Source organism: Streptomyces termitum (genome assembly GCF_014650175.1).
GTDB lineage: Bacteria > Actinomycetota > Actinomycetes > Streptomycetales > Streptomycetaceae > Streptomyces > Streptomyces termitum.
Genome location: NZ_BMUL01000025.1, coordinates 39,221 through 61,633, shown reverse-complemented (window position 1 = coordinate 61,633; position 22,413 = coordinate 39,221). Strand labels below are relative to the sequence as shown.

Annotated in this window: 12 protein-coding genes; 8 read left to right on the top strand and 4 right to left on the bottom strand. The window is 68.4% G+C overall.

Translation table 11 applies throughout. From position 1 onward, the window contains the following. Window positions 1-546: 546 nt before the first annotated feature. Window positions 547-3,723: an AAA family ATPase gene (locus IE219_RS29945; RefSeq protein ID WP_189983210.1), complete on the bottom strand. Its 3,177-nt coding sequence runs from the start codon at window positions 3,721-3,723 to the stop codon at window positions 547-549. Continuing rightward, window positions 3,720-5,042: a metallophosphoesterase family protein gene (locus IE219_RS29940; RefSeq protein WP_189983208.1), complete on the bottom strand. Its 1,323-nt coding sequence runs from the start codon at window positions 5,040-5,042 to the stop codon at window positions 3,720-3,722. Before IE219_RS29940 ends, IE219_RS29945 begins: the two co-directional genes overlap by 4 nt. 133 nt (window positions 5,043-5,175) lie before the next feature. Here IE219_RS29940 and IE219_RS29935 point away from each other — a divergent pair, with 133 nt between their 5' ends. From IE219_RS29935 to IE219_RS29900, 8 genes are all read left to right on the top strand, one after another. Then, window positions 5,176-6,009: a hypothetical protein gene (locus IE219_RS29935; RefSeq protein ID WP_189983206.1), complete on the top strand. Its 834-nt coding sequence runs from the start codon at window positions 5,176-5,178 to the stop codon at window positions 6,007-6,009. Between the two features lie 47 nt (window positions 6,010-6,056). After that, window positions 6,057-7,196 carry a hypothetical protein gene (locus IE219_RS29930; protein ID WP_189983204.1) on the top strand — a complete coding sequence of 380 codons (1,140 nt, stop codon included), beginning with the start codon at window positions 6,057-6,059 and terminating at the stop codon, window positions 7,194-7,196. Beyond that, window positions 7,193-8,701: a hypothetical protein gene (locus IE219_RS29925; RefSeq protein WP_189983202.1), complete on the top strand. Its 1,509-nt coding sequence runs from the start codon at window positions 7,193-7,195 to the stop codon at window positions 8,699-8,701. The genes IE219_RS29930 and IE219_RS29925 overlap by 4 nt, the downstream gene beginning before the upstream one ends. Next, window positions 8,691-10,040, top strand: a complete 1,350-nt coding sequence (locus IE219_RS29920) for an AAA domain-containing protein (protein WP_229850207.1) — start codon at window positions 8,691-8,693, stop codon at window positions 10,038-10,040. The genes IE219_RS29925 and IE219_RS29920 overlap by 11 nt, the downstream gene beginning before the upstream one ends. A 151-nt stretch (window positions 10,041-10,191) precedes the next feature. Further along, window positions 10,192-11,661, top strand: coding sequence for a DUF3375 domain-containing protein (locus IE219_RS29915; protein WP_189983200.1), 1,470 nt, complete (start codon window positions 10,192-10,194; stop codon window positions 11,659-11,661). Beyond that, window positions 11,658-12,239: a DUF4194 domain-containing protein gene (locus IE219_RS29910; RefSeq protein WP_189983198.1), complete on the top strand. Its 582-nt coding sequence runs from the start codon at window positions 11,658-11,660 to the stop codon at window positions 12,237-12,239. Before IE219_RS29915 ends, IE219_RS29910 begins: the two co-directional genes overlap by 4 nt. Window positions 12,240-12,247: 8 nt before the next feature. Continuing rightward, on the top strand, window positions 12,248-15,664 hold the full coding sequence (locus tag IE219_RS29905; RefSeq protein ID WP_189983197.1) for an ATP-binding protein: 3,417 nt from the start codon (window positions 12,248-12,250) through the stop codon (window positions 15,662-15,664). Further along, window positions 15,661-16,839, top strand: coding sequence for a Wadjet anti-phage system protein JetD domain-containing protein (locus tag IE219_RS29900; protein ID WP_189983195.1), 1,179 nt, complete (start codon window positions 15,661-15,663; stop codon window positions 16,837-16,839). Before IE219_RS29905 ends, IE219_RS29900 begins: the two co-directional genes overlap by 4 nt. A gap of 164 nt (window positions 16,840-17,003) precedes the next feature. Here the strand turns inward: IE219_RS29900 and IE219_RS32375 are convergent, their stop codons facing one another. Together IE219_RS32375 and IE219_RS29890 are read right to left on the bottom strand one after the other, a co-directional pair. Beyond that, window positions 17,004-19,319: a DEAD/DEAH box helicase gene (locus IE219_RS32375; protein ID WP_189983193.1), complete on the bottom strand. Its 2,316-nt coding sequence runs from the start codon at window positions 19,317-19,319 to the stop codon at window positions 17,004-17,006. A gap of 85 nt (window positions 19,320-19,404) precedes the next feature. Further along, a complete protein-coding gene (locus IE219_RS29890) occupies window positions 19,405-22,413 on the bottom strand; it encodes an AAA family ATPase (RefSeq protein ID WP_189983192.1) in 3,009 nt (1,002 codons plus the stop codon).

Here is a 22,413-nt window from a genome sequence, read left to right as displayed (position 1 = left end):
GCCTTGCCCCTGCGTGTCGTCCACGCCTCGTATCGGAAGGATCGGGGCCGTACGGGGCCGTCGGCGATTCCGGGGGCGTTCTCCTCCAACGTGCCTGCCTCTTCGACATACTCCTCGAAGGCTCGGCTGGCCTTGGACCAGCCGCCTTGACACTTCGCTTCGCGTTCGCGGCCCTTCCTGATGGATTCGATGGTGCGGCCAGCGGGAGCTGTGTCCGGTGAAACGGACGTCCAGTCCGGCGATCTCGTCGGCCCGGGTAATGACGTCGCCGACGGCTTCGGGGAATGCCGCGCCCATGGAATGAAGGTAACGGAACGTGAAATCGGTGGGATCGTCCTGGAGTCCAGCAGCTTCCTCTAGTGGTTGCTGTCGTTCCAGATGTTCCCCTGCTGCCTCGCGCCGATCCAGCTCCCGGAGCCGGCCTCAGGCGTGAGAGACAGGGATTCGCTGATGGGCTGCTCGACGGCGACCGCCTCCCATGTGTCCCGCACGGTTTGTTGAGGACCGTGCGGGCCTGTCTATGCTCCGGGTGTGCACTGCAGTGGTCTATCGGGCCTGGGAGTGCAGCCCGCTGGCGAGTTGGTCCTGGGCCATGGCGTCTCGCTCGGCCGATGTGAGCCACCGGGCAGTGGAGCCTGTGGTCGTGCGCTCCACCCACAGCACGTCGTCGACGGCTTCTGCGACGGCGTACAGGTGGCTGATGACCATGACCATGCGGTCGCCGCCGGCCTGTGCGCGGAGTACCTCCAGAGCCAGGTCCAGGGCGCTGGTGTCGAGGGCGGCGAAGCCCTCGTCGAGGAAGAGGGAGCCGAGAGCCGGCCCGCTGCGGGAGTGCAGTTCGGCCAGGGCCAGTGCCAGGGCCAGGGATGCCATGAACTTCTCCCCTCCTGACAAGCGGTTCGGGTGATGGGCGACGCCGGAGGTCCGGCTGATGATGTCGAAGTTGTCTGCGAAGCCGAATCGCCCGTCGGACATCTGGCCGAGCAGGTCGCTGGCGACCCCGAGCAGGGCGCGGGTGCGCAGCATGGTGAGGTGGCCCAGGAATTTGGCGTCGACCAGTTCGCGGCGGAGTACCTCAAGTGCTTCGAAGCGGGCTTCGCCTGCGGTGATGGCGAAGTCCAGATCTGCTGCCGGCTTGATCAGGTTCTCGGCTTCTTGCTGTTCGCGGCGCTGGTCTGTGGCCTCTTTGTCTGCCTGTGCTGCTGCGGCAACGAGGGGGTGGAGCGATTGGGGTGTGGTGAGGTCGGCGGGGGCGTCGATGTCGGCGAGTGCGGCTGCCTGCTCGCTGAGGCGGTTCTCGGCGGCGGATGCTCGCTCTGTCGCCGCGGTGGCCCGCTCCATGAGCTTGTCGCCGAGGTCCGAGGCCGCCGTTGCCAGGGTGGCGGCGTGGTGGCGGGTCTGGAAGATGGTCGGCTGGCCGGTTGTCTCGGGCAGTGCTGGACGGTCGGCTTCATCGAGGCAGGTGCACGCCTGGTATGCGGCCTGGACCCATGCGTCGAGGCGGTCGCGCAGTTTTTCGAGGGGGTGTTCCAGGAGCGTGGTGGTCTCGTGCTCGAGGGTGCGCTGGTCGGCGAGTACGGCGGTCTTCTCCGTCCGGGCTGCCTCCCTCTGGCTGAGCAGTTCTTCCTGTTCAGCCCGTGTGGCGCTGACGGCTGCGGCTGCGGCGTTTGTGTGTGCGACGAGGATGTCGGTCGGGTTGGGCGGCAGCATCGCCTGGATGCGAAGGGGAAGCCTGCCGATGTCGGCGGCGGTCCTTGCCACGGCCCGGCTGTGCCGCTCTTGCGCGGCAGATGCCTCCTTCTGGTTCCGCTGGTGCGTCTTGGCGCGTTCGGTCAGCGTTGCGCGGTCCGCTTTGACTGCAGCGGTGCGGTGGTACGCGTCGGACTGCAGCTGTTCCGCGTGCGTGTCGGCTTCCTGTTCGCATGTGGCGATGGCGGAGGTGATCGCTGCGGGGTCCTGTTCGGCCTGTTGCTGGGGCGGTGATGTGGTGGAGGCGCGGGCAGCGGTGGTGACGGCCAGCCTCACCGTGGCTGACTGGGCATCGAATTCCGTGCCTGCCTTGGTGGCCAGGTCCTGCAGGGTCCGAAAGGCTCCTTCCGCTTTCTGGGTGGCCCCTTCGGCTGCCTGCTGTGCGTAGGTGTGCTCGTTGTCGTGCTCGCGCACCGCTTTGTCGGCGGCGGTCACTGCGGCGCGGGCTTCAGCGCACAGTCTGGTGACCTCGGCGTATGAGTTCTTGGCCTGCTCCCGCTGGGTGTGCGCTCCGGCCAGTTCTTTTGTGTCGGCCGGGGCGGGATGGAAGTCGGCAGGGAGCTGTCGGTGGCACACGGGGCAGTCGTCGCCGGGCGCGACTCCGGCGGCGATCGTCGCAGCCGTCTTTCGCAGCTTCAGCGTTTCGAGGTGCGTTTCGGCCGTGGTGAGGGTCGCGTAGGCGGCAACTTCTTCTGTCTCAAGCCGGCCGAGATCGTCGCGGGCGGCTTCCTGGTGGTCCGCTGCGGCGGCGTGGGCACGCGCGGTGTCAGCGACGTACTGGGCTGCCGTGAGGGCCTCGCTCAGCGCGGTGCGGACAATGTTGCTGTGGGTGCGGATCTGCTTGCTGGTCTCGACAGCCGCACGGGCTGCCTCTGCTGCCGCTTCGATGTCTGCGGCCTGTTCGGCCAGCTTCGCTTCGGCCTGGGCGATGGCGTCGTGCTCGTTCTCGAGTTGCGCGGTGACGGAAGCCAGCCGATCGCGCTCGTCTCGGTGTTCTTCCGCTTTCTCTGCCAAGGTCTCCAGGAGCATTGCGGCCTGGACGAGGGCTTCACGGCTCTCTCCCTGGCCCTCTGCTGCGGCGATTGCTTCGGTCAGTTCCTCTTCCCTGGCCTTGGCCTGCTCGTTGCGCCGTTCGAGGAGGTCGCGCCGTTCCGCGAGTTCGGTGGCGGTCCGCTCGAGCGTGTCGAGGATGGTGTCGGCGTCGGCCACCTTGTGTGTGGTCAGGCTCTGGCAGGCGTTGGTGGCCGCCGCCGTAATGCTCCGGGCCTGTGCTGCTTCTTCCTGCAGTGCCGTGACACGCTTGATGGCGGTGTCGAGGCGTTGGGCATGGGCGGTGGCGGCGTCGGCGGCTGCACCGGCTGCGGAGGCCGTCTGGCGGGGATTGTCCGGCATGGAAGCCCGTTTGACTCGTGCTTCGGTGAGGAGTTGCTGGATTGTGCGGCCGTGTCGGGTCGCCAGGTCCCGGATCGCTTCCAGCGATTCGGCGCCGAACAGCTCACGGAGCCGTTCGCTGCGTTCCTTGGGGGCAGCGGTGAGGAGTTGGTCGAATTTGCCCTGCGGGAGGAGTCCGACCCGCAGGAAGGTGTCGTAGCTCATCTGCAGCACTGTTCTGATGCGGTTGTCGACGGCCGTGGCGCCGTCGGTCTCCTCGCCGGTGTCCAGGTTCTTCAGGTGGTGCCGGCCCGCGTTGGGGTTGGTGGCGTGCATGGTGCGGTGGACACGCCAGTTCTGACCGTCGTGCACGAAGGTGAGTTCGACACTCATGGCTTTTGCGCCGTCGGCGATGAGCTGGCGCGGCTCCTTCGCGTCCCAGGAGCTTTTGCGGAACAGGGCGAAGGTGATGGCGTCGAGCTGGCTGCTCTTTCCGGAGCCGGTGTCCCCGAGGACCGCGACGAGGCTCTTGCCGGTGAAGTCGATGGTGGTCTGGGTGGGGTAGCTGCGGAATCCGGTGAGGGTGAGGGTGATCGGCTTCATCGCGTGGTCTCCGCGTCGGTGGTGTCGATGCCGGTCAGCAGGCTGGAGCGGTCATGGGTGTCGAGGGGTTGGCCGGCGATGGCCGCGGTCAGCAGGGTTTCCTCGCAGCACGGTGTGGGGTCTTCGGGGTCGGGTTCGGCTCGCAGGTGTGTGAAGGCGGCCATGGCGCGGTCCAGGGCCGGGCCGCTGGTGCCTCGGTCGGCGAGGTAGTCGTGCAGGAGGTCGTTGATGTCGGGGAGTTCGGTGGCGGCCGTCTGCCGGTCCAGTACGCGGTGTGCTGTGCCGGAGCGGCGTTCGTCGATGTCGACGAGAGTTGCCCGGGGCAGCATTTTGGCGAGGGTTTCCGGCAGGGACGGGTCGAAGGTGTCGACGTTCACCACTGCTTTCACCCATGCGTCACCCACACGGGCGGCACGCGGGGCGATCTCTTCCAGGGTTCCTTCGAGCCGGACCAGGCGGCGGCCCGCATGGAGCTCTTGCAGATCGATGTGGGGGTTGGTGTCCGGGCCGATCTCAGCGAGGACGACGCACTTGGTTTCGCCGGTTTCGCCGAAGTCCATCTGCAGGGGGCTTCCGGCGTAGTAGGCGGGGAATCCGGAGCGGCCCACGGACTGGGGTTTGTGGATGTGGCCGAGGGCGCCGTAGGCGACATCGGGCAGGGATGCTGCTGCGGCCGCGTACTCGGCGTTGAGGGAGATCCGCCGCTCCGAGTAGGACGGGAGGGCGCCTTCGACGAACAGGTGGGCGGCGTAGACGAGGATGTCGCGGGGGCCGCGGTCAGCGGCCAGGCGGCGGTAGACATCGGCCTGGACGTTGCGCATCCGTTCGGCGTAGGTCGCGGTGGTCAGGTCGGGGTTGGCGAAGTCGTAGGTGAAGCGGTTGGGGTGCAGGTAGGGCAGTGCGCCGATACGCAAGGTGAAGTCCCCGTTCCTGGTCGGGTATTCGGCCAGGAGCAGTCTGTCGGGATGAGCGTCGGTGGCGAAGCGGACCCGGGTCTGGTCGTCTTCGCGGGTGCCCATGTCGCTGAGGACGTACTTGAGGAATGTCAGGACGTGGGTGGTGTCGTGGTTGCCGGCGACGACGACCACGGGTGCGATCTCGCCGAGGCGGCGCAGTGCGTGGGCGGCGCGGCGCATGTCGTCGAGACTCGGCCGGGGGCTGTCGAAGAGGTCGCCGCTGTGCACGATCAGGTCGGGGGCGTAGTCCTCGGCGATGTCGATGATTTCGGCCAGGACGGCGTCGACCTCGCTGTCGCGTCGATGGCGGCCGATCTGGCGGCCCAAGTGCCAGTCGGAGGTGTGGAATACGCGTCCCGTCACGGGTGCCTCCAGAGCAACGGCCTGCGGGGCGAGGCGGGTTGCGTCGCCGCGGCCGGAGGTTCGGTGATGCCGACTATACCGCGAATCACGGGAAGAGTCTGGAAAGCTCTGGAACTCTGGTACCGTCTGGTGCATGAGTGATCCGCTGGACGCCTTGGAGAAGAGCATCGGCACCCTGCGCCGCGCGATCCGCGACGCAGCCGCCGCCGGTGACGCCGAACGGGCCCGCGAGCTGCGTATGCAGCTGCGCCGAGCCGAGCGCGCCTGGGACGCCCTCGTCGACACCGGCGAGCCAACGCCTCCCTCGCCCCCGCCCGCTCCGGTGGCCCGGGGGTCGCAGCTCCCGGCGCGCGAACACGTCCACCGCGCCCTGATGCTCCTTGGGGCCCCGGCGGCTCCCAAACTGATCGTCGGGGTGCACGAGGCGTTCTTCCCGGGAGAGCTGTCCGCCTCCAAGCTCTCCAGCCTGCGCCGAGACGAGGAACGCTCCTACCGCTCCAGCCCGGGCGCCCGGCCCTACTACCTGTGCCCGGCACTGGCGCACGACCTGCTGACCCCGGTGCGGGCCCTGATCACCATCAGCACCTGGCCGCTGGAACGGCGCGTCATAGGCCCGCTGTCCCCTCGCGTGGACTTCCTCACCAGCGCAATCGGCATCGCCGAAGCGGTACACACCGCAGCCGATTCCACAGGTGAAGGGCCCAGTCCGGAGGCCTTGCGGCTGCTGTGGCGTTTCGCGGTGAACATCCCTGACGCCATGCCGAAAGACGCCTCCAGCCATGGCGGAGCGCTGGATCCCCAGCAGGTGGTCATTGCCGCCCGGGCCGAACTGGACGTGCATACGGATGCCGACCGTGCCACCCGTACCGCGGCCGCACGGCAGGCCCGCAAGTCCCTCGGGGACGACGAGCAGTTGTTCGGCGCGCCGTCTCAGGGTGTCACGTACCTGCGGTCGGCCCGCGCCTGACTCCCGTCCCCCACAGCCTCTCTTCCACCACAAGGATCTACGAGATCGTGAAAGCACCAGTCGACGGCCGTCTCGCCGCACTGCGCGGATCCGGGAAGCGCCTGGACTACAACGCCAGGTCACTGGCGGCTCTGGAGAACAATCCTCGCTGCACCCTGCGGGCCCTGCTGGACGCCTCCGGATCCAACAAGGCCGCGATCGCCGCACATGTCGGCCACCCCCCGGCCTTCGGCCAGTCCGTCTTCGCCATCACACGCGGCAACGCCTTCGAGGCGATGGTGAAGGACAACGGCTGCGCGGAGCTCCTGCGGGTCCTGCGCGAGACCCTGGAGCTGACACTGCCGGAGGTGGCGTACGAGGACCTGAACGACGTCGGCGGGAACGGCCGTTCCGACAAGCGCTACGAGCGCACCGAGGAAGTCCTGCTGCGGGCGGCCCGGGGCGACGGTGAGGGCACCTTGTTCGATCACCCGATGCTGCGCCTGCTGATCGGCGGGCACCCGGCGTACCTCGAACCGGACCTGGTCGCCTTTCGCATCGACGGACGCTTCCACGTCATGGAGATCAAGAGCTTCCCGATCATCGACGGACAGGCCGATCCCACGCAGGTGCGGGCCGCGACCACCCAGGCGTGTGCGTACATCATCGCGCTGCGCGACCTGCTCGGGCGGGCCGGCATCGGTGCGGAGGCCGTTTCCGACACGATCGTGCTGGTGGCGCCGAAGGACTTCACCAACCGGCCGACCGCAGCCTTCGTCGACGCCCGCAAGCAGGTGGCCGCCCTGACCCGTCAGCTGTCCCGCATCGAGCGCATCGGGGAACTGGTCGACCTGCTGCCCGACGACCTCACCTTCGATCTCTACCTGGATGAGGACGAGCAGCCCCGGCGCCCGCCCGAGGAACTGGCCGAGACACTGGATCAGGTCCTCAAGACCTACCGCCCGGACTGCCTCAACCACTGCGAGATGGCGTTCTACTGCCGCAGCCGCGCCCGCGCGGAAGCCTCGCTGGACGTCCTCGGCCCGGTGGTGCGCGAGCAGTTCGGCGGTATCGACACCACGACCATGGTCATGGGGCTGGCGCGCGGAGAGCTGAAGCCGAGCGAGGACCAGGTGGAGATGGCCGCGGCCCTGCGGCACGCCGCACGGCTGCGTGCAGAACTGGAAGATCTCGGGGGTGCGGCATGAGCACGCTGTCGGCGCTGGCACACGTGCAGGCGATGGAGTCGATGCGGGCAGTGCCCCTGACCGAGTTCCGGCACCGGCGCCTGTCGAGCCGGCCTCTGGTGATCATCCCGCTGGCCATGGCCGGAGAAGCCGGCGCTCCGCTGGCCGCGATGGTCGGCACCGCCAGGAGGAACGGGACCCTGCTGGTCGTGGCCCAGCCCCGGAACCGCGACCAGCGGTTCGCTTTCGCCGCCGGCCTCGGCCGGATCGTGATGGAGTACATCAATTCGTTCCGCCAGGACCGGTCCGGAGAAGGCGAGCGCTCCCGGTACACCGACACGCCTCAGATCCTGGTCCCCAACCCCGGCGGTGTCAGAACTCTGGCCGACCTGGGACGCATGTGCCGCTTCCGTGCGACGACCGGTCCCTACGCGGTGCCGGAGGTCGTTCCGGAGCTCGGCATGTGGCTGACGTTCCTGGTCGACAGGGCCGAACAGGCCGGTTCCTCCGTGCTGCTGCCCGTCACCGGCATGCTCGCCGAGCACTGGGCAACAGGTCAGAGCACGCTCGAGAACCAGAACCTCGCCTCGTTGATGGCCTGGATCGCTCCCCCGCCGGGTCTGAGTGTCGAGCAGGCCATGGCCGACGCGGAGAACCCGGACGTGTGCCCGCCGGCAGGCCCGTCGACCTCCCCCGAGTTCGACAACCGCGACCTGGCCCCGGCAATCAGGAACTTCGACGAGGCCAGCGCACTGGGCGACCCGCAGGCGCTGGCCGACGCCGAGAGCGACCTACGGGAACTGATCGCAGGACAGATCCAGCCCACCTGGCGCATGGTGTGGCAGGCCATATCGCTCCTGCGTTCTGTGCCCGAGGCACCGCGCGCAGCCAAACGCTTCGAGAGCGACTGCAGGGCGTTCACGGCCTACTCCGACTACCAGGACACCGGAGCCCTTCCGCAGCGCAAGCGGGATACTGCGATCGGCGCGGCCCGGCGACTGGGCCAGTTGGAGCATGCACTGGCCGAGTTCGAGGCCGATATGGCGTTCGACGATCGTTTCGTGCTGGCCGACCGGCGCAGCGCCGGTGAGGCGTTCGCCGGGACGGTCGTGGAGGCCGAACCCGGCAGGATGGTCACCACGGACAAGAACAGTCGGGTGCCGCGGCCGCTCGTCACTGTGCTCACCGAGGACCCTCTGCGGCTGGCCGCCGACACCAAGCTGATCAGCCCGTCCATGCCGACCGGTCACAAGGCCAAGGTCGTATCCGTCCGTCGTGTCGGTGGCACCACGCGAGTCACGGTGGAGATCACCGGTGGGATGGGGCGCGCCCGCGTCCCGAAGCAGGGCACTGTCCCGGAGCTGGGCCAGTATGTCGCCTACCTGCCCGATCCGGGGTGGCGTCCGTCACCGCAGTTCCCTGCCTCCGACGCCACTCCGTGGACACACAGCGCCCCCGACGGAAACGACACCGAATCGGCGGTTCCCGAGAACACCGCAGCAGAGGAGTGGGGCAATGAGGACTGACGACGGCATGACCCCCGACCCTTCCGTGCCCGACCCTGCCGCGGCCACAGAGGCGATTCTCGCGAACATGGCCGACGGCGGGCACCGGGCCGTGGTCGTCGACTCCCCACCGGGCGCCGGCAAGAGCACCCTGGTGGTGCGTGCCGCTCGGGAGCTCACCGAGGGCGGCGAGCGCCCGATCATCGTCGCCCAGACCAACAACCAGGTCGACGACCTGGTCGAGCGTCTGGCCCGGGAGCACCCCGACATCGCCGTCGGACGGCTGAGCGGCAGCAGCTACGCCCCGTCTGCTGCCCTGAACGCTCTGACGAACGCCGTCGTCGGCCGCACGCTGGCGGATCTGACCGGATGCCGGATCATCGTGGCAACCGCAGCCAAGTGGGCCACTGTTCGCGACGCGACGTTCGGGTGGGCGATCCTGGACGAGGCCTATCAGATGCGTTCGGACATGCTGCTGCAGATCGTTGAACGCTTCGAGCGAGGCTTGTTCGTCGGCGATCCCGGCCAACTGGACCCGTTCACGATCGTCGGCACCGAACGCTGGATCGGACTGCCGCACGACCCCACGCAGAACGGTGTCAGCGTGATGCTGGAGCACAATCACGGTATCCCTGTGCACCGGCTGCCGGTGTCCTGGCGTCTGCCTCTGACGGCCGCGCCAACCATTTCCCGGGCGTTTTACCCGTTCACCCATTTCACCGCCGGAACCGGTGCAGACACCCGCGCTCTGGAGTTCCGCACCACCGGGTTCGCCCGCACCGACCTGGACGAGACGCTTGCGCAGGCGTTCACCACCGGGTGGGCCCTGCACGAACTGCGCCGCCGGCACGTCCCGCGCACCGACACCGAGACCCTCCAGACCGCCACCGACCTCGCCGGCCGGCTGCTGGAACGCGGAGCGGTCGCCACCTGCGAGCGCCACCGGAGCGGCCGCGAACTGCAACCCGGCGACATCGCCATCGGCGTCGCCCATCGCGACCAGGCCGACCTGGTCCGGGCGGCGCTCGTCCGGACCGGCAGCACCGGCGCGCCGGGCGTGGTGGTGGACACCGCGAACCGGCTGCAGGGCCGCGAGTTCGAAGTCGTCATCGTCGTGCACCCGTTGTCGGGCCGCCGGGACGCAACGGCTTTCCACCTGGAAGCCGGGCGGCTGTGCGTGCTCGCTTCCCGCCACCGGCAGGCGTGCATCGTCGTCGCCCGGGAGGGCATCGCTGACCTTCTGGACAGCCACCCTTCGACGGACCCCGTCCATCTGTCCGTGCGGGCCAAGTTCCCCGACGGCTGGGAAGCCAATCAGATCATGCTGGACAAGCTTGCCCAGCACCGCGTCGCTGCCTGACCCCAGTCGGCACCTTCACCTGGGTGCACGCACCAACCGGGTTCGAACGTTTGCCCCATTGCTCCACTCTTGTCAGTGGTCGTCTCTAAGGTGTGCGCATCCCGTCCATGCGGGCGGATGCGCACATACCAGCTGTGCGATCGGAGGTTGCATGCAATTCGATCAGGTCACGGGTCTCACCAGTCATCCGGCATGGGTGCTGCTGCGAGCGGACAACGCCGCCCTGGTGCTTTCCTTATGCGGCACGGTGTTCGTCGAGGAGAACGCACGCGGCGTGCCGGAGAGCACGCTGGAGTCCCGGCTGGAGGACCAGCTCTACTTCTTCAACGAGCGTGAGCCCGGCTCCTTTCCGCGGGCGGCGGCCGCCTACCTCGCGGACTGGACAAAGAACGGCTGGCTGCGCAAGTACTACCCGCCCGGCGAGGACGAGGCGCATTTCGATGCGACCACAGCCCTGGAGAAGGCCGTTGCCTGGGTACGGGATCTGCCGGCACGCTCGTTCATCGGAACCGAGTCCCGCCTCAACACCATCGTCGCACTCCTCCGGCAGATGGCCTTCGGGGCACAGACCGACCCGCAGGCGCGCATCGACGAACTGATCAGGGAACGTGATGCGCTCGACGCCCAGATCGCCCGGCTGCTCACCGGAGAAGTGGAACTCCTCTCCCCGATCGCCCTGCGGGACCGGTACCAGCAGGTGGAGGCCACCGCAGTCGAACTCCTGCGGGACTTCCGCGAGGTGGAGTCGAACCTTCGGGAACTGGACCGGCGGCTGCGGCGGCAGGTGGCGACCGCTGAGGGCGGCAAGGGCGAGCAGCTGGCCGCCTTCCTGCTGGAGCGTGACGAGATCGCCCAGTCCGACCAGGGGCAGAGTTTCCAGGCGTTCTTCGACTACCTCCTCTCCCCCAGCCGCCAGCAGGAGCTGCGGGAACTGCTGCAGCAGGTGACCCAGTTGCCTCAGCTGGAAGGCAGAACAGACCGGACCCTGCTGAAGATCCCGTTCGCCTGGCTGGAGGCAGCCGAGAACACCCAGGACACCGTGAGGCAGCTGACCGAGCAGCTGCGCCGCTTCCTGTCCGACCGAAGCCGGGCGGAGGACCAGCGCGTGCTGGCTCTGGTCCGCTCCGTACAGCGCCACGTCACTGCCCTGGGCGGCACCGCGAAGCTACCCGGGATGGAACTGGAGATGCCCCAGGCGGGCATCTCGCTGCCCATGGAACGGCGGCTGTACATGCCAGTCGAGCGCGTCGAGCTGAACACCACCGTGCAGGAGCCCCCCGACGATCCCGAGGCGGACCTCACAGAGCTGTTCGCCGGCATCCACATCGACACCGAGGTGCTGGCCGGCCACGTCTTGGACGCGGTAGCCGCGAGCCCGAACGGCCAGGTGACGCTGGCCACCGTCGTCGACAACCACCCGCTGGAACTGGGTCTCGCAGAGCTGCTCGGCTACTTCCGTATCCAGCATCCCGAGCTGGACGTGAGCGTGGACACGGAGCGCACCGATGTCCTGGTCTATCCACGTGCAGGAACACCTGACCACACCCGGGCCGAGGTGCCCCATGTGACCTTCGTACGCAATGAGGGCGGCACAGCCGCCGGAAAGGCCGACCCTCGATGAGCGATGCCCTCACCGCCCCCGTGGTCCATCTACTGAAAGCGGGAGTGGTCTACCAGGGCGACGCCCCGCTGGTGTGGGAGCAGATCCTCTCTCAGCAGGCGGCGATCGGCGACTACCTCGGCGTCATCGGCCTCGATGTCGTCATCGACCGCTCCGAGGGCTACGCCTATGTGCGGCAGCAGGACAGCGAGGTCCGGGACGACGGAACTACGGTGCCGCGGCTGGTCACCCGCCACCGGCTCTCCTTCCCGGTCAGCCTGATGCTTGTCCTGCTGCGCGGGCGGCTCGCGGACAGCGACGCCGGCTCAGGCGATCCCCGCCTGGTGCTGACCCGTGAGGACCTTGTCGAGATGGTCCGCAGCTTCCTTCCCCCGCGGAGCAACGAAGCCCAGCTCGTCGACCAGATCGACACCCACATCAGAAAGCTCGTCGACCTCAAGGTGCTGCGGCCGACGAAACAAGCCGCAGCCTACGAGGTACGGCGCCATCTCAAGGCCCTGGTCGACGCCCAGGTTCTGAGCGATTTCAACGACCTCCTCGCCACCTACCGCGACAACACCGTCTCCACCACGGCTTAGGACGACGAATGACTCTCGCCACCGCCCCAGCGGCATCGATCCCCCGCCAGCCGGTGCCCGGTCCAGCACACATGCATGACGCCGGCCCCGGATTCCGGCTCGCCCGCCTCGAAGTGCTGAACTGGGGAACCTTCCACAACGCCCCCCGCACGTTCACCGTCGACGGGCACAGCGCGCTACTCACCGGTGGCGTGGGCTCCGGCAAGTCCACCCTGGTGGACGCGATCACAACTCTGTTCCGGCCCGCCCACAAGATCGACTACAACAAGGCCGCCGGCGCTGATGCCAAGGAGCGCGACCTGCGCTCCTATGTTCTCGGTCACCACAGGAACGAACGTGTCGAAGCAACAGGCAGTACCCGCCCCGTGGGACTGCGTGACCACACCTCCTACAGCGTGATCCTTGGTGTCTTCACCAACTACGCCCTCGACACCCACCTCACGCTCGCGCAGGTCTTCTACTGGACCTCCCCCACCCAGACCGGACAGCCTGAGCGGATCTACCTCACCGCCGAGCGCCCGCTCTCCATCGAAACCGACTTCACCGGCTTCGGCACCAACATCACCGACTTGCGTGAGCAGCTGAAAAAGCGCGGGGCCACCCTGCACGGCAGCGCGTACACGCAGTACGGCAAGGCGCTGCGCCGCGGCCTGGGCATCCCGGGCGAGCAGGCCCTGGAGCTGTTCCACCAGACGGTGTCGATGAAGGCCGTGGGCAGCCTGGACGAGTTCGTCCGCGAAAGGATGCTGGAGCCGTTCGACGCCCAGACGACCGTCGACAAGATCGTCAATCACTTCGACGCACTCACCGCCAGCCACAGCGAAGTGGTACGGGCCCGCGAGATGATCGAAGGTCTGGCGCCGATCGTGGAGGCGTGCGCCCGATACGGCATCCTCCAGAAAGACCTCACCATCCTGGAAAAGCGGCGCAGCGCCGTCCCGGCGTTCTTCGCCGGCCACCGCCAGCGTCTCCTCGCCGCACGCCACACGGCCTTGCGTACCCGCATGACGGAACTGGAGGAATCGCAGTCCACCCGCGCACGGAAGCTGGAGCAGCTGCGCGAGGAAGCTGACGGTCTGCAGCGCCGCATCGACGGCGCCGGCGGGGAGAAGCTGGTCCTGCTGACCGGCCGGATCGATGAGCTGGGCCGCGAACGCCGGCGGCGCCGTGACCGTGCGGCCGAGTACAACGGCTGGCTCGCGCAAGCGGGCATGGACCCGGTCACCGACTCCGTCTCCTTCCGCGAGCGCATGGCGCACGTCGCCACTGCCCGCTCCCAGGCTGCAGATCAGGAGAGGCTGGATCGCAAGGAGTTCGACCGCCTCGCTGTTACGCGTCGCGACAACACAGCCGCGACCGACGAGACGCGGCGAGAGATCACCAGCCTTCAGCAGCAGCGCTCCAGCATCCCCGCCCACCTGCTGGACCTGCGCCGCGAACTGGCCGCGGCCGCCGACATCGGCATCGACGCCCTGCCCTTCGCAGGCGAGCTGATCCAGGTTCGCGAGGACGAGGCCGTCTGGGCCGGCGCCGCGGAGCGTGTCCTGCGCGGAATCGCCTTGTCCCTGCTGGTCCCGCACGCCCACTACGACGCGGTCTCGTCCTGGGTCAATGACCGTCACCTGGGGCTCCGGCTCGTCTACTACAAGATTCCCGAGCACACCCCCCGCACGGCACTGCCCGACGACCGCACCCTGCTGAGCGGCAAACTTGACCTGAAGTCCGACAGCTGGGCCTGCGACTGGCTCGCCACGCGGCTCCGCTCGCACGCTGACTACCTGTGCGCTAAAGACCTGGACACCTTCACCCGCTCCACCCGGCCCACCATCACACGCCAAGGCCTGGTCAGGGCCGGCGGAGGCCGCCACGAGAAGAACGACACCCACCGCATCGACGACCGACGCAACTGGGTCCTCGGCTGGAGCAACCAGACCAAACTCGACGCCCTGCTCACCGAAGCCCAGCGCCTCACCCTCGAGAGCGCCGCCCTCACCGCGGCCACCCGCGAACTCGAGAAGCGGCAGAAGGACCGCACCAGGCTCACCCGTGCCCTCACCCTCCTGGCCAGTGTCACCACCTACACAGAACTCGACTGGCCAGCCACCATTGCCGACATCGAGGAGCTCGAGCGGCAAAAACGCGCCCTGGAGACAAAGGCGGGCCTGGACGCGCTCACCACGCAGCTTCAGCAGATCAGGGACGGCATCAAGCAGCACGACGAGACCCTCAATCAGGGACGGGAAGAGCTGGGCGCGCTGCGCCACGACGCAGAGGGCACCACCGCTCAGCTGCAAAGGACCACGAACCTGCTGGCCCAGTACGACGGGGGCTCCGTAGCCGAGCACGAGACGGCCCTGCGCCAGTTCCTGCCCGCCACCGACAACAGCCTGGAGCACCTGGACGCCGCCGAGCGCGACACCGAATCCCAGCTGCAGCGCACGATCGGCAAGCGCAACGACAGCCTGCGCCAGGCAAGCAACCAGGCCATCGGGCTGATGACCTCCTTCCGCGGCAAGTACCGGGCTCACACCACCGACCTGGACAACTCCATGGAGTCCGCCGCCGGCTACAAAGCCCTGCACCGCAACCTCACCGACGAGGACCTGCCCCGCTTCGAGCAGGAGTTCCTCCGTTACCTGCGCACCAACGTCATCCGCGACATCGCCTCGTTCCACGGACGGCTCACCGCCCAGGAACAGCAAATCCGCGATCGCATCGACGTGATCAACAACTCGCTGGCCGGCATCGACTACAACCCGGGCCGCTACATCCGGCTGAACGCCGCCGCCACCCAAGGCAGGGAAATCCGCCAGTTCCAGCACGACTTGAAGGCCTGCAGCAGCGAAGCGCTCTCCAACGAAACCGGCGATGCCTACACGGAGGAAAAGTTCCTCCAGGTCAAGGCCCTCCTCGATCGCTTCAAGGGCCGAGCCGACCACACCCGCGTCGACGCCGGGTGGACTGCCCGGGTCACTGACGTGCGTCACTGGTTCGCCTTCTCCGCCAGCGAACTCGACCGGAACACCGGCACCGAACACGAGGTCCACCCCGATTCCGGCGGCAAGTCAGGCGGCCAGAAGGAGAAGCTCGCTTACACCGTTCTCGCAGCCTCCCTCGCCTACCAGTTCCGTATCGACCCCGCAGCCGCCAGGCCCAAGACCTTCCATTTCGTCACCATCGACGAGGCGTTCGGACGTGGAGACGACTCCTCCGCCCACTTCGCCCTCGATCTTTTCCAGCGTCTGGGCCTGCAGCTCCTTGTCGTCACCCCGCTCCAGAAACTGCACGTCATCGAGCCCCACGTGACGCGCGTCGGCTACGTCGACAAGCCTGACGAAACCCGCTCGCGTCTGGTCAACCTCACCATCGAGGAGTTCCGCGCCCACAAGCAGGCCGCCCGGAAAAACCACAAGGAGCCGTCATGAAACCGGCCAAGTGGAGTCGCCCCGAGGACATTGTCGAAGCCCTGCGCCGCAAGTGGGCCGACGGCCGACTCCTCGCGGCCGCTGCAGGCGGACATCCCTTCGAACCCATTGCAGTGACGCTCAAGGGCCCGGTTGCAGCCGATGCCCTGCACCACTTCGAGGAGGCATACGTTTGGGCGCAGTCCTGGGACCCGAGCCTGCATCCCCATCTGCGCGTCCAGACCAAAACCATCGGCGGCCGCAACGGCCTTCCCTCCCAAACCGTTCCGGCACAAGCCTGGATCGAGTCCCGCCACGCCCTGTGGGCACTGCTGGGCGTCACTGCCGAGGTCGACCACTTTCACGCTCTGCACGCGCACACCGCGCTCCGCGCACCCGACCTAGCGCTGTGGATGGCCGACCATCCCATGAAAGTCCTCCGGCACAGCGCGGTCTGGCACCAGCTCGTACGCGTCGTCTGCTGGATCGGCAGTCACAGCGCTGAACAGATCTACCTGCGCGAACTTGATGTCCCCGGCGTGGACACCAAGTTCGTCGAGACCCACAAGGCGATCCTCGCCGAACTCCTCGACCACACCTTGCCCGAGGACCGGATCGACTCCGGCATCCCGAAGAGCAACCTCGCCGCCCGCTACGGCTTCCGCGTCAAGCCCACCTACGTCCGGCTGCGTTATCTCGGCACCTCTCCCCTGCCCTTCAGCGAACTCGCTGTCCGCGCTGATGAACTGGCCGACTGGTCTCCCGGAGTACGCACCGTCTTCGTCCTCGAGAACGAGATCACCTATCTCTCGCTACCGCCGGTCCCCGACGCCATCGCCATTCTCGGCTCCGGATACGCCGCGGCCCTGCTGCGGCACCTGCCCTGGCTCGACGACGTCGACCTCTACTACTGGGGCGATATCGATACCCACGGCTTCGCCATCCTGGACCAGGTCCGGGAACGCTTTCCTCACACCACATCACTGCTCATGGACCGCGCCACCCTCTTCGCCCACGAACCCCACTGGGGGCAGGAAATGACACAGGCGAACGGCAACCTGACACATCTCACCCCCGAGGAAGCCCAGCTCGCCCAGGACCTGCGAACCGGCGTTTACCGTCCGAACCTTCGCCTGGAACAGGAGCGCATCGCCATCGGTGCAGTGCGAGAGGCTCTGACACGGCACCGCAACTGACACCTGGGTGTTGCCGGCTGGCTTTGTGCACGGGTTTGGGCTCTGGCGCAACTTCTGTGGTGCCAGAGCCCCTAGAAGGGACAAACCCAGCCCCCGGTGCCGCCCGCTCGGCACGTTGTCATGGGGGGCCGTGGGGAGAGCGGATGGGGAAGTCGATGCCTGATTCACTGGCGGGTCCCCGGGCCGGGCGCGGGCGGCTGGATGCCCAGTTCTGTGAGTGCCTGGCGATGTTCTGGTGAGAGACGGTCCCATCGACGCCGGGTGTTGGTGAGCCACTGCCCAAGACGTACCGGCCCATTGGCGAGTTGCTCGATGTGGCGCTGGGGCACCTTCGGGTGGCCTTCTCTGGCGAGGAAGGCAGCCGCTGCTTCCAGTCCACGCCGGAAGGACTGTTCTCGTGCCGAGAGCAAGGGCGGCGGCATCGAGGGTGGGGTGGTGGTGTACAGCCCCAGGTCTTGCAGGAGGCGGAGTTGACCAGGGTGGGCGGGTGGTGTGCTGCGCTGGGTGCGGAGCCACTCCCCTAGGCGGACGCCTTCGAGAGTGGCGAAGGTCCGCGGGACATCAGCGAGGGTGTGACCGGCCTTCTGATGGTGGCGGGCGGCGTGATAGGTGCGTTGCCATGTCAGGGGCCAGGGTGGGTTCCAGTGCGGGTCGAGTTCTTCCAGGGCCTTGGTGCGGGCGGGGGTGAGCTGGTCGGCTCGTTTGCGTTGGGTGGCGAGCCAGCGGCCGAGGGCGAAGCCGGTTTCGGGATCGTGGTGGTCGACGGGGGCGGCGAGGTGTCCGTGGGTGGTGGCGTAGGCGGCTGCGTGGGTGAGGCCGCGGTCCCATGCTTGCTGGCGGGGGTTCCAGATGATGCCGAGTTGTTCGAGGGCGTGGGTGCGGGCGTGGTCGAGGGCGTTTTGGTTGTGGAGGTGGCGTTGCCAGGTGAGCCAGCGTCCCAGGGCGTAGCCGGCGGGGTCCTCGTATGTCTGGGGGATGTCGAGGTGGTGGTGGGTGCGGTGGTAGCGGCGGGCTGAGGCCAGGCCGCGGCGCCATTCGGCGCTTTTGGGTTTGAGGACGCGCAGGGTGAGGGCGAGGGCGACTTCGTCGGCCTGGGTGGGGCGCTCGAAGTGGAGCCAGTGTCCGGGGCCGTCGGTATCGGCGGTGGGGCGGTGGGTGCGAGGGTCGGCGAGGCGTGCTTCTAGGCGGGTGTCGTGGGCGCGGAGGGCTTGGATGGTGCGCCACAGTGGGGTGTAGGCGTCGGCGCTGAGGAGGTCGTCGGGGTTCTCGTCGGGGGTGAGGTAGACGGGGACGATCAGAGTGGCTTTTTTGTTCGCGCCGGGTTGCTGGCGTAGAGCGCGGCCGACGGCCTGGACGGTGTCGACGGGGCTGTTCTTGGGGTCGGCGAAGACGACGGCGTCGATCGAAGGGACGTCGATGCCTTCGCCGAGGACACGGGCGTTGGCGAGGACGGCGGGTTGTTCGGGGTGGGTGTGGGCGGCGAAGTCGAGGAGGATGCGGCGGCGTACGCGGGGCGGGTGGGTGCCGCTGATCCACTGTGACCACAGGCCGTCGGGCTGCAGGTCGGCGGGGAGGGCGGCGGCGGTGTCGGGGAGGGTGGTGGCGAAGGCGCGGGCGTCCTGGACGCGGTGGTGGAAGGTCAGGACACGGCGGAGTTGGTGGTCGTGGATGGCTTTGAGGACGGCGACTTGGCGGCCGGCGAGGCGCAGGCCGTCGACGCCGGCGCCTGGGCCGGTGGCGAGCCAGTCGCGCAGGGTGGTGTCGTCGATGACGGGGACGAGGATCTGGTAGTCGGCGAGCAGACCGAGGTCGATGGCGTCGGAGAGGGTGAGGCGGTAGGCGACAGGTCCGAAGAGGGTTTCGTCGTCCATGGAGGCGACGGTCCCGGCGTCTCCGGCCTGATCGGCGTCTGCGTCAGCGTCCCAGATGCGAGGGGTGGCGGTGAGGTAGAGGCGGTGGTGGGCAGGGACCTGGTCGTCGTGGTGGATGGCTGCCCAGGCTTTGCCGAGTCTGCCGGCGGTGCGGTGGGCTTCGTCGATGACCACCAGGTCCCAGTGGGGCAGTGTGTGGGTCTGGTGGGCGGCGGCGACGGCGGTCAGGGAGGCGTAGGTGGCGTAGACAGTCACCGGCTCGCCCTCTTGGCCGGCGGTGAGGGCGGTGAGTTCGGCGGGGCTGGTGGTCATGGGCAGGTCACCGGCCGGAGCGTGGTCGACGGCTTGTCGTGCCGAGCAGACAGCGACCGCCCTGCCTTTACGGCCTGCTGCGTGCCAGGAGCGGGCTGTCTGGGACAGCAGGTCCAGGGTGGGCAACAGGACCAGGGTCCTGCCCCGCGGGGTGAGGCGGGCTGTGGTGCGGGCGGCGATGAGAGTCTTCCCGGTACCGCAGGCAGCGACCACGGTGGCCCGAGAATGGATGCGCAGTGCCTTGACGGCGGCGGTGACAGCTTCCTGCTGGTGCGGGCGCAGCTCGATCTCTGGCATGGGGGTACCGCTCCAACGGGTCGGCCGACTGGTGCCGAGCAGAGGGGACGAGTTGCCCGGTCCTCTCTGCTTGGTGGGTGTCAGGCTATTCGGCTGCTTCGGTCAGGTGGGCGAGGGTGGAGCCGGTGGGGTTCTTGCGTACGTGGAGGCGGTGGGGGATGCGGCGGCGTAGTTCGGGGACGTGGCTGATGACGCCGACGGTGCGGTCGTGGGCGCGCAGGGAGTCGAGGACGTCGAGGACTTTGTGGAGGGTGTCTTCGTCGAGGGTGCCGAAGCCTTCGTCGATGAAGAGGGTATCGAGGGGGTTGCCGCCGGATTCGTGGGTGACGACGTCGGCCAGTCCGAGGGCCAGGGAGAGGGAGGCGAAGAAGGACTCGCCGCCGGAGAGGGTGTCGGTCTTGCGGGGGCGGCCGGTCCAGGAGTCGGTGATCTGCAGGCCGAGGCCGGAGCGGGCGCCGCGGGGGGCTTGGTGGTCGGAGTGGGAGAGGGTGTAGCGGCCTTCGGACATGATGTTCAGGCGGGTGTTGGCGGCGGTGACGACTTCTTCGAGTCGTGCTGCCAGGACGTATGCCTCGAGCTGCATGCGGACGCGGGCGCTGGTTGAGGTGCCGGTGACGAGTTCGGCCAGGTGGCGTGCGGTGCTGTAGGCCTGTTCGAGTGGCTGGAGTCGCTGGACGGCGGTGGCGAGGTCGGTGGCCAGTGTGGCGAGGTCCTGGGTGCGGGTGCGGGCGGCGTCGGTGGCGGCGGTGGCCGCTGCGTGCTGGTTGTCGGCGGCGGCACGGGCTTCTGTGGCTGCGGTGGTGTCGGCGGGGGGCTGGGTGGCGGCCTGCTGCAGTGCCGGGTCTTGGAGGACTGCGGTGTGGACGGCGCAGTTCTCGCGCCATTGGGTGATCTCTTCTTCGATGGCGCGCAGGGTTTCGTCGTCGAGGAGGGCCTGCTGGGCGAGTGCCAGGGTGTCGAACCCTTGGTCCTTCGCGGTGAGGAGGGCCTGCTCGGTGCGGTGGTGGAGGGTCTGGGCTGCGGTGGCGAGGGTGCGGGAGGCTTGGGCGGCTTGCTTGAGGTGGTCGGCGGTGCGGGTGAGTTCGGCGGCGCGGGCGGCGACGGTGGGGTGGGTGCCGCGGGCTGTGGTGAGCTTGGTGGTCAGCTCGGCGCGTTGCAGGGTGAGGGTGTCGTAGTCGGCGTTGCGGGCGGACAGGCCGGCGGTTGCGGTGCGGTGCTGTTCGGTGTGGTGGGTGTGCTCGGTGTCGAGCGCGTGGAGTTCTTCTTGCGCGGCTTCTTGGTCGGCAGCCCGGGCCAGGGCGGCGGCCAGGGCGGCGTTGAGCGTGGCGTGCTGGGTCTGCAGGTCGGCCAGTGAGGTGTCGCCCGCTTCACCGGTCGCGGCGGCTGCTTGTTCACGCAGGCCGTGCAGGACGGCCGCGGCGGCGTCCCGGGCGGCGTTGGCTCGCTCGTGGGCGGTTTCGGCGTCCTGTTCGTCCTGGCGTGTGGGCTGCCCGTCCTGGGCGGCGGCGGGGGCGGGGTGGGTGCAGGAGCCGCAGACCGGGCAGGGCATGCCGTCGGTGAGGGTGGCGGCGAGTTCGGCGGCCATGCCTTCGGTGCGCCGGCGGCGGATGTCGAGGTGCTCCTGGCCGGCCAGGGTGGCGATCTCTTGCGTCTTTGCCAGGCGCTGTTCGGCCTTGGCGACTTCCGCAAGGTGGGTGTCGCGCAGCTCGGCGGCTTCGATGCGGGTCTTGAGGCCGTCCAGGGCGTCGTGGTGACGGCGGCCTTCCAGTTCGGCGTGGCGGGCGGCTTCACGCCGTGCCTCGAGGGTGCGGCGCGTGCCGGGCTCCTGATCGAGCCAGTCCTGGGAGGTGCGTTGCTGGGTGTCGAAGTCCTGCCGTTCGGCGTCGATGCGCTTCAGCTGGGTGGTCAGCCGGCGGACGGTGGCTTCTTCGGCGATGAGCTCGGCCAGGACAGCGGCTTCGTTGCGGGTGGTGTGCTCAAGGGTTTCCAGCTGGTCGGCGTCCAGGTCCACGTGTTGAGGCGGCAGGTGGTGGCGGGCGCTGTGTTCGGTGCGCTGGGCGTCGGCGTGGTCGCTGGCTGCGGTGTCGGCGGCGTGCAGTTGGGGAGCCGCGTGCTGGGCGCGGCGGGCCTGGTCGCGGCGCTGGCGGAGGGTGTCCTGGTGTGGTTGTTGTTCCTGCAGCAGGTCGAGCTGTCGTCGGGCGTCTGTGTAGGCGGCCTGCTGTTGGTGGAGATCGCGTGCTGCGGCTTCGAGGGTCTGCTTTTCGAGCAGGTGGGTCTTGGCCGTGGCTGCTGCCTGGAGTGTGTGTTCGTGGTGGGTGTGGCTGGCGCGCAGGAGGTCCTGGGCCCAGGTCTGCGCGGGCTCGGTGAGGGTGCGGGGGTCTTCGGGGGTGGGTGCGGGGTGCTCGGTCGCAAGGTCGGCTCCGGCAGCCTGGTGGATGCGTTCGGCCAGGCGAAGGACGTCGGCGCGGGCGGTTTCGCGGTCCTTCTCGATGCTGCGGCTGTGATCGTGGAGCCAACGTTCGACGAAGGCGAAGCGGTGGGTGCGGAAGAGTTTCCCGAGGAGTTCGCGCCGGCCGTGGGCATCGGCGTGGAGGAACTTGGTGAATTCGTTCTGGGGCAGCAGGACGACCTGGCAGAACTGGTCCCGGCTCATGCCCAGCAGGTCGGTGATCTCGGCGGAGGCTTCCTGGTGGGACTTGCTGGATGCTTCCCAGCGTTCCTGTCCGGTGGTGTCGGTGGTCCGCTCGCTGAGGAAGGTCTCGGGCTTCTGCTGGGTCTCGCCCGGGCCGGATCGCTTGGGGCGCATCTGGGCGGGGACCCGGCGGATGCGCAGGCGGCGGCCTGCGAGGGTGACGTCGAGGGTGACTTCGGTCAGGAGGCCTTCGGGAGCGTGATGGCTGCGCAGCAGCAGGTCGCGGTCGCCGGGGGGTTTGCCGTAGAGGGCGTAGCAGATGGCGGCGAAGACGGTGCTCTTCCCGGCGCCGGTGTCGCCGTGGAGGAGGAAGAGGCCGTCGGCGGACAGGGTGTCGAAGTCGATGGTGTGGGTGCCTGCGAAGGGGCCGAAGGCCTGCAGGTGCAGAGTGTGCAGGCGCAT

Coding starts and splice junctions, on each gene's coding strand:
- IE219_RS29915 (WP_189983200.1), top strand. CDS start 10,192: ATGCAATTCGATCAGGTCACGGGTCTCACCAGTCATCCGGCATGGGTG.
- IE219_RS32375 (WP_189983193.1), bottom strand. CDS start 19,319: ATGCCAGAGATCGAGCTGCGCCCGCACCAGCAGGAAGCTGTCACCGCC.
- IE219_RS29945 (WP_189983210.1), bottom strand. CDS start 3,723: ATGAAGCCGATCACCCTCACCCTCACCGGATTCCGCAGCTACCCCACC.
- IE219_RS29910 (WP_189983198.1), top strand. CDS start 11,658: ATGAGCGATGCCCTCACCGCCCCCGTGGTCCATCTACTGAAAGCGGGA.
- IE219_RS29920 (WP_229850207.1), top strand. CDS start 8,691: ATGAGGACTGACGACGGCATGACCCCCGACCCTTCCGTGCCCGACCCT.
- IE219_RS29890 (WP_189983192.1), bottom strand. CDS start 22,413: ATGCGCCTGCACACTCTGCACCTGCAGGCCTTCGGCCCCTTCGCAGGC.
- IE219_RS29925 (WP_189983202.1), top strand. CDS start 7,193: ATGAGCACGCTGTCGGCGCTGGCACACGTGCAGGCGATGGAGTCGATG.
- IE219_RS29905 (WP_189983197.1), top strand. CDS start 12,248: ATGACTCTCGCCACCGCCCCAGCGGCATCGATCCCCCGCCAGCCGGTG.
- IE219_RS29935 (WP_189983206.1), top strand. CDS start 5,176: ATGAGTGATCCGCTGGACGCCTTGGAGAAGAGCATCGGCACCCTGCGC.
- IE219_RS29900 (WP_189983195.1), top strand. CDS start 15,661: ATGAAACCGGCCAAGTGGAGTCGCCCCGAGGACATTGTCGAAGCCCTG.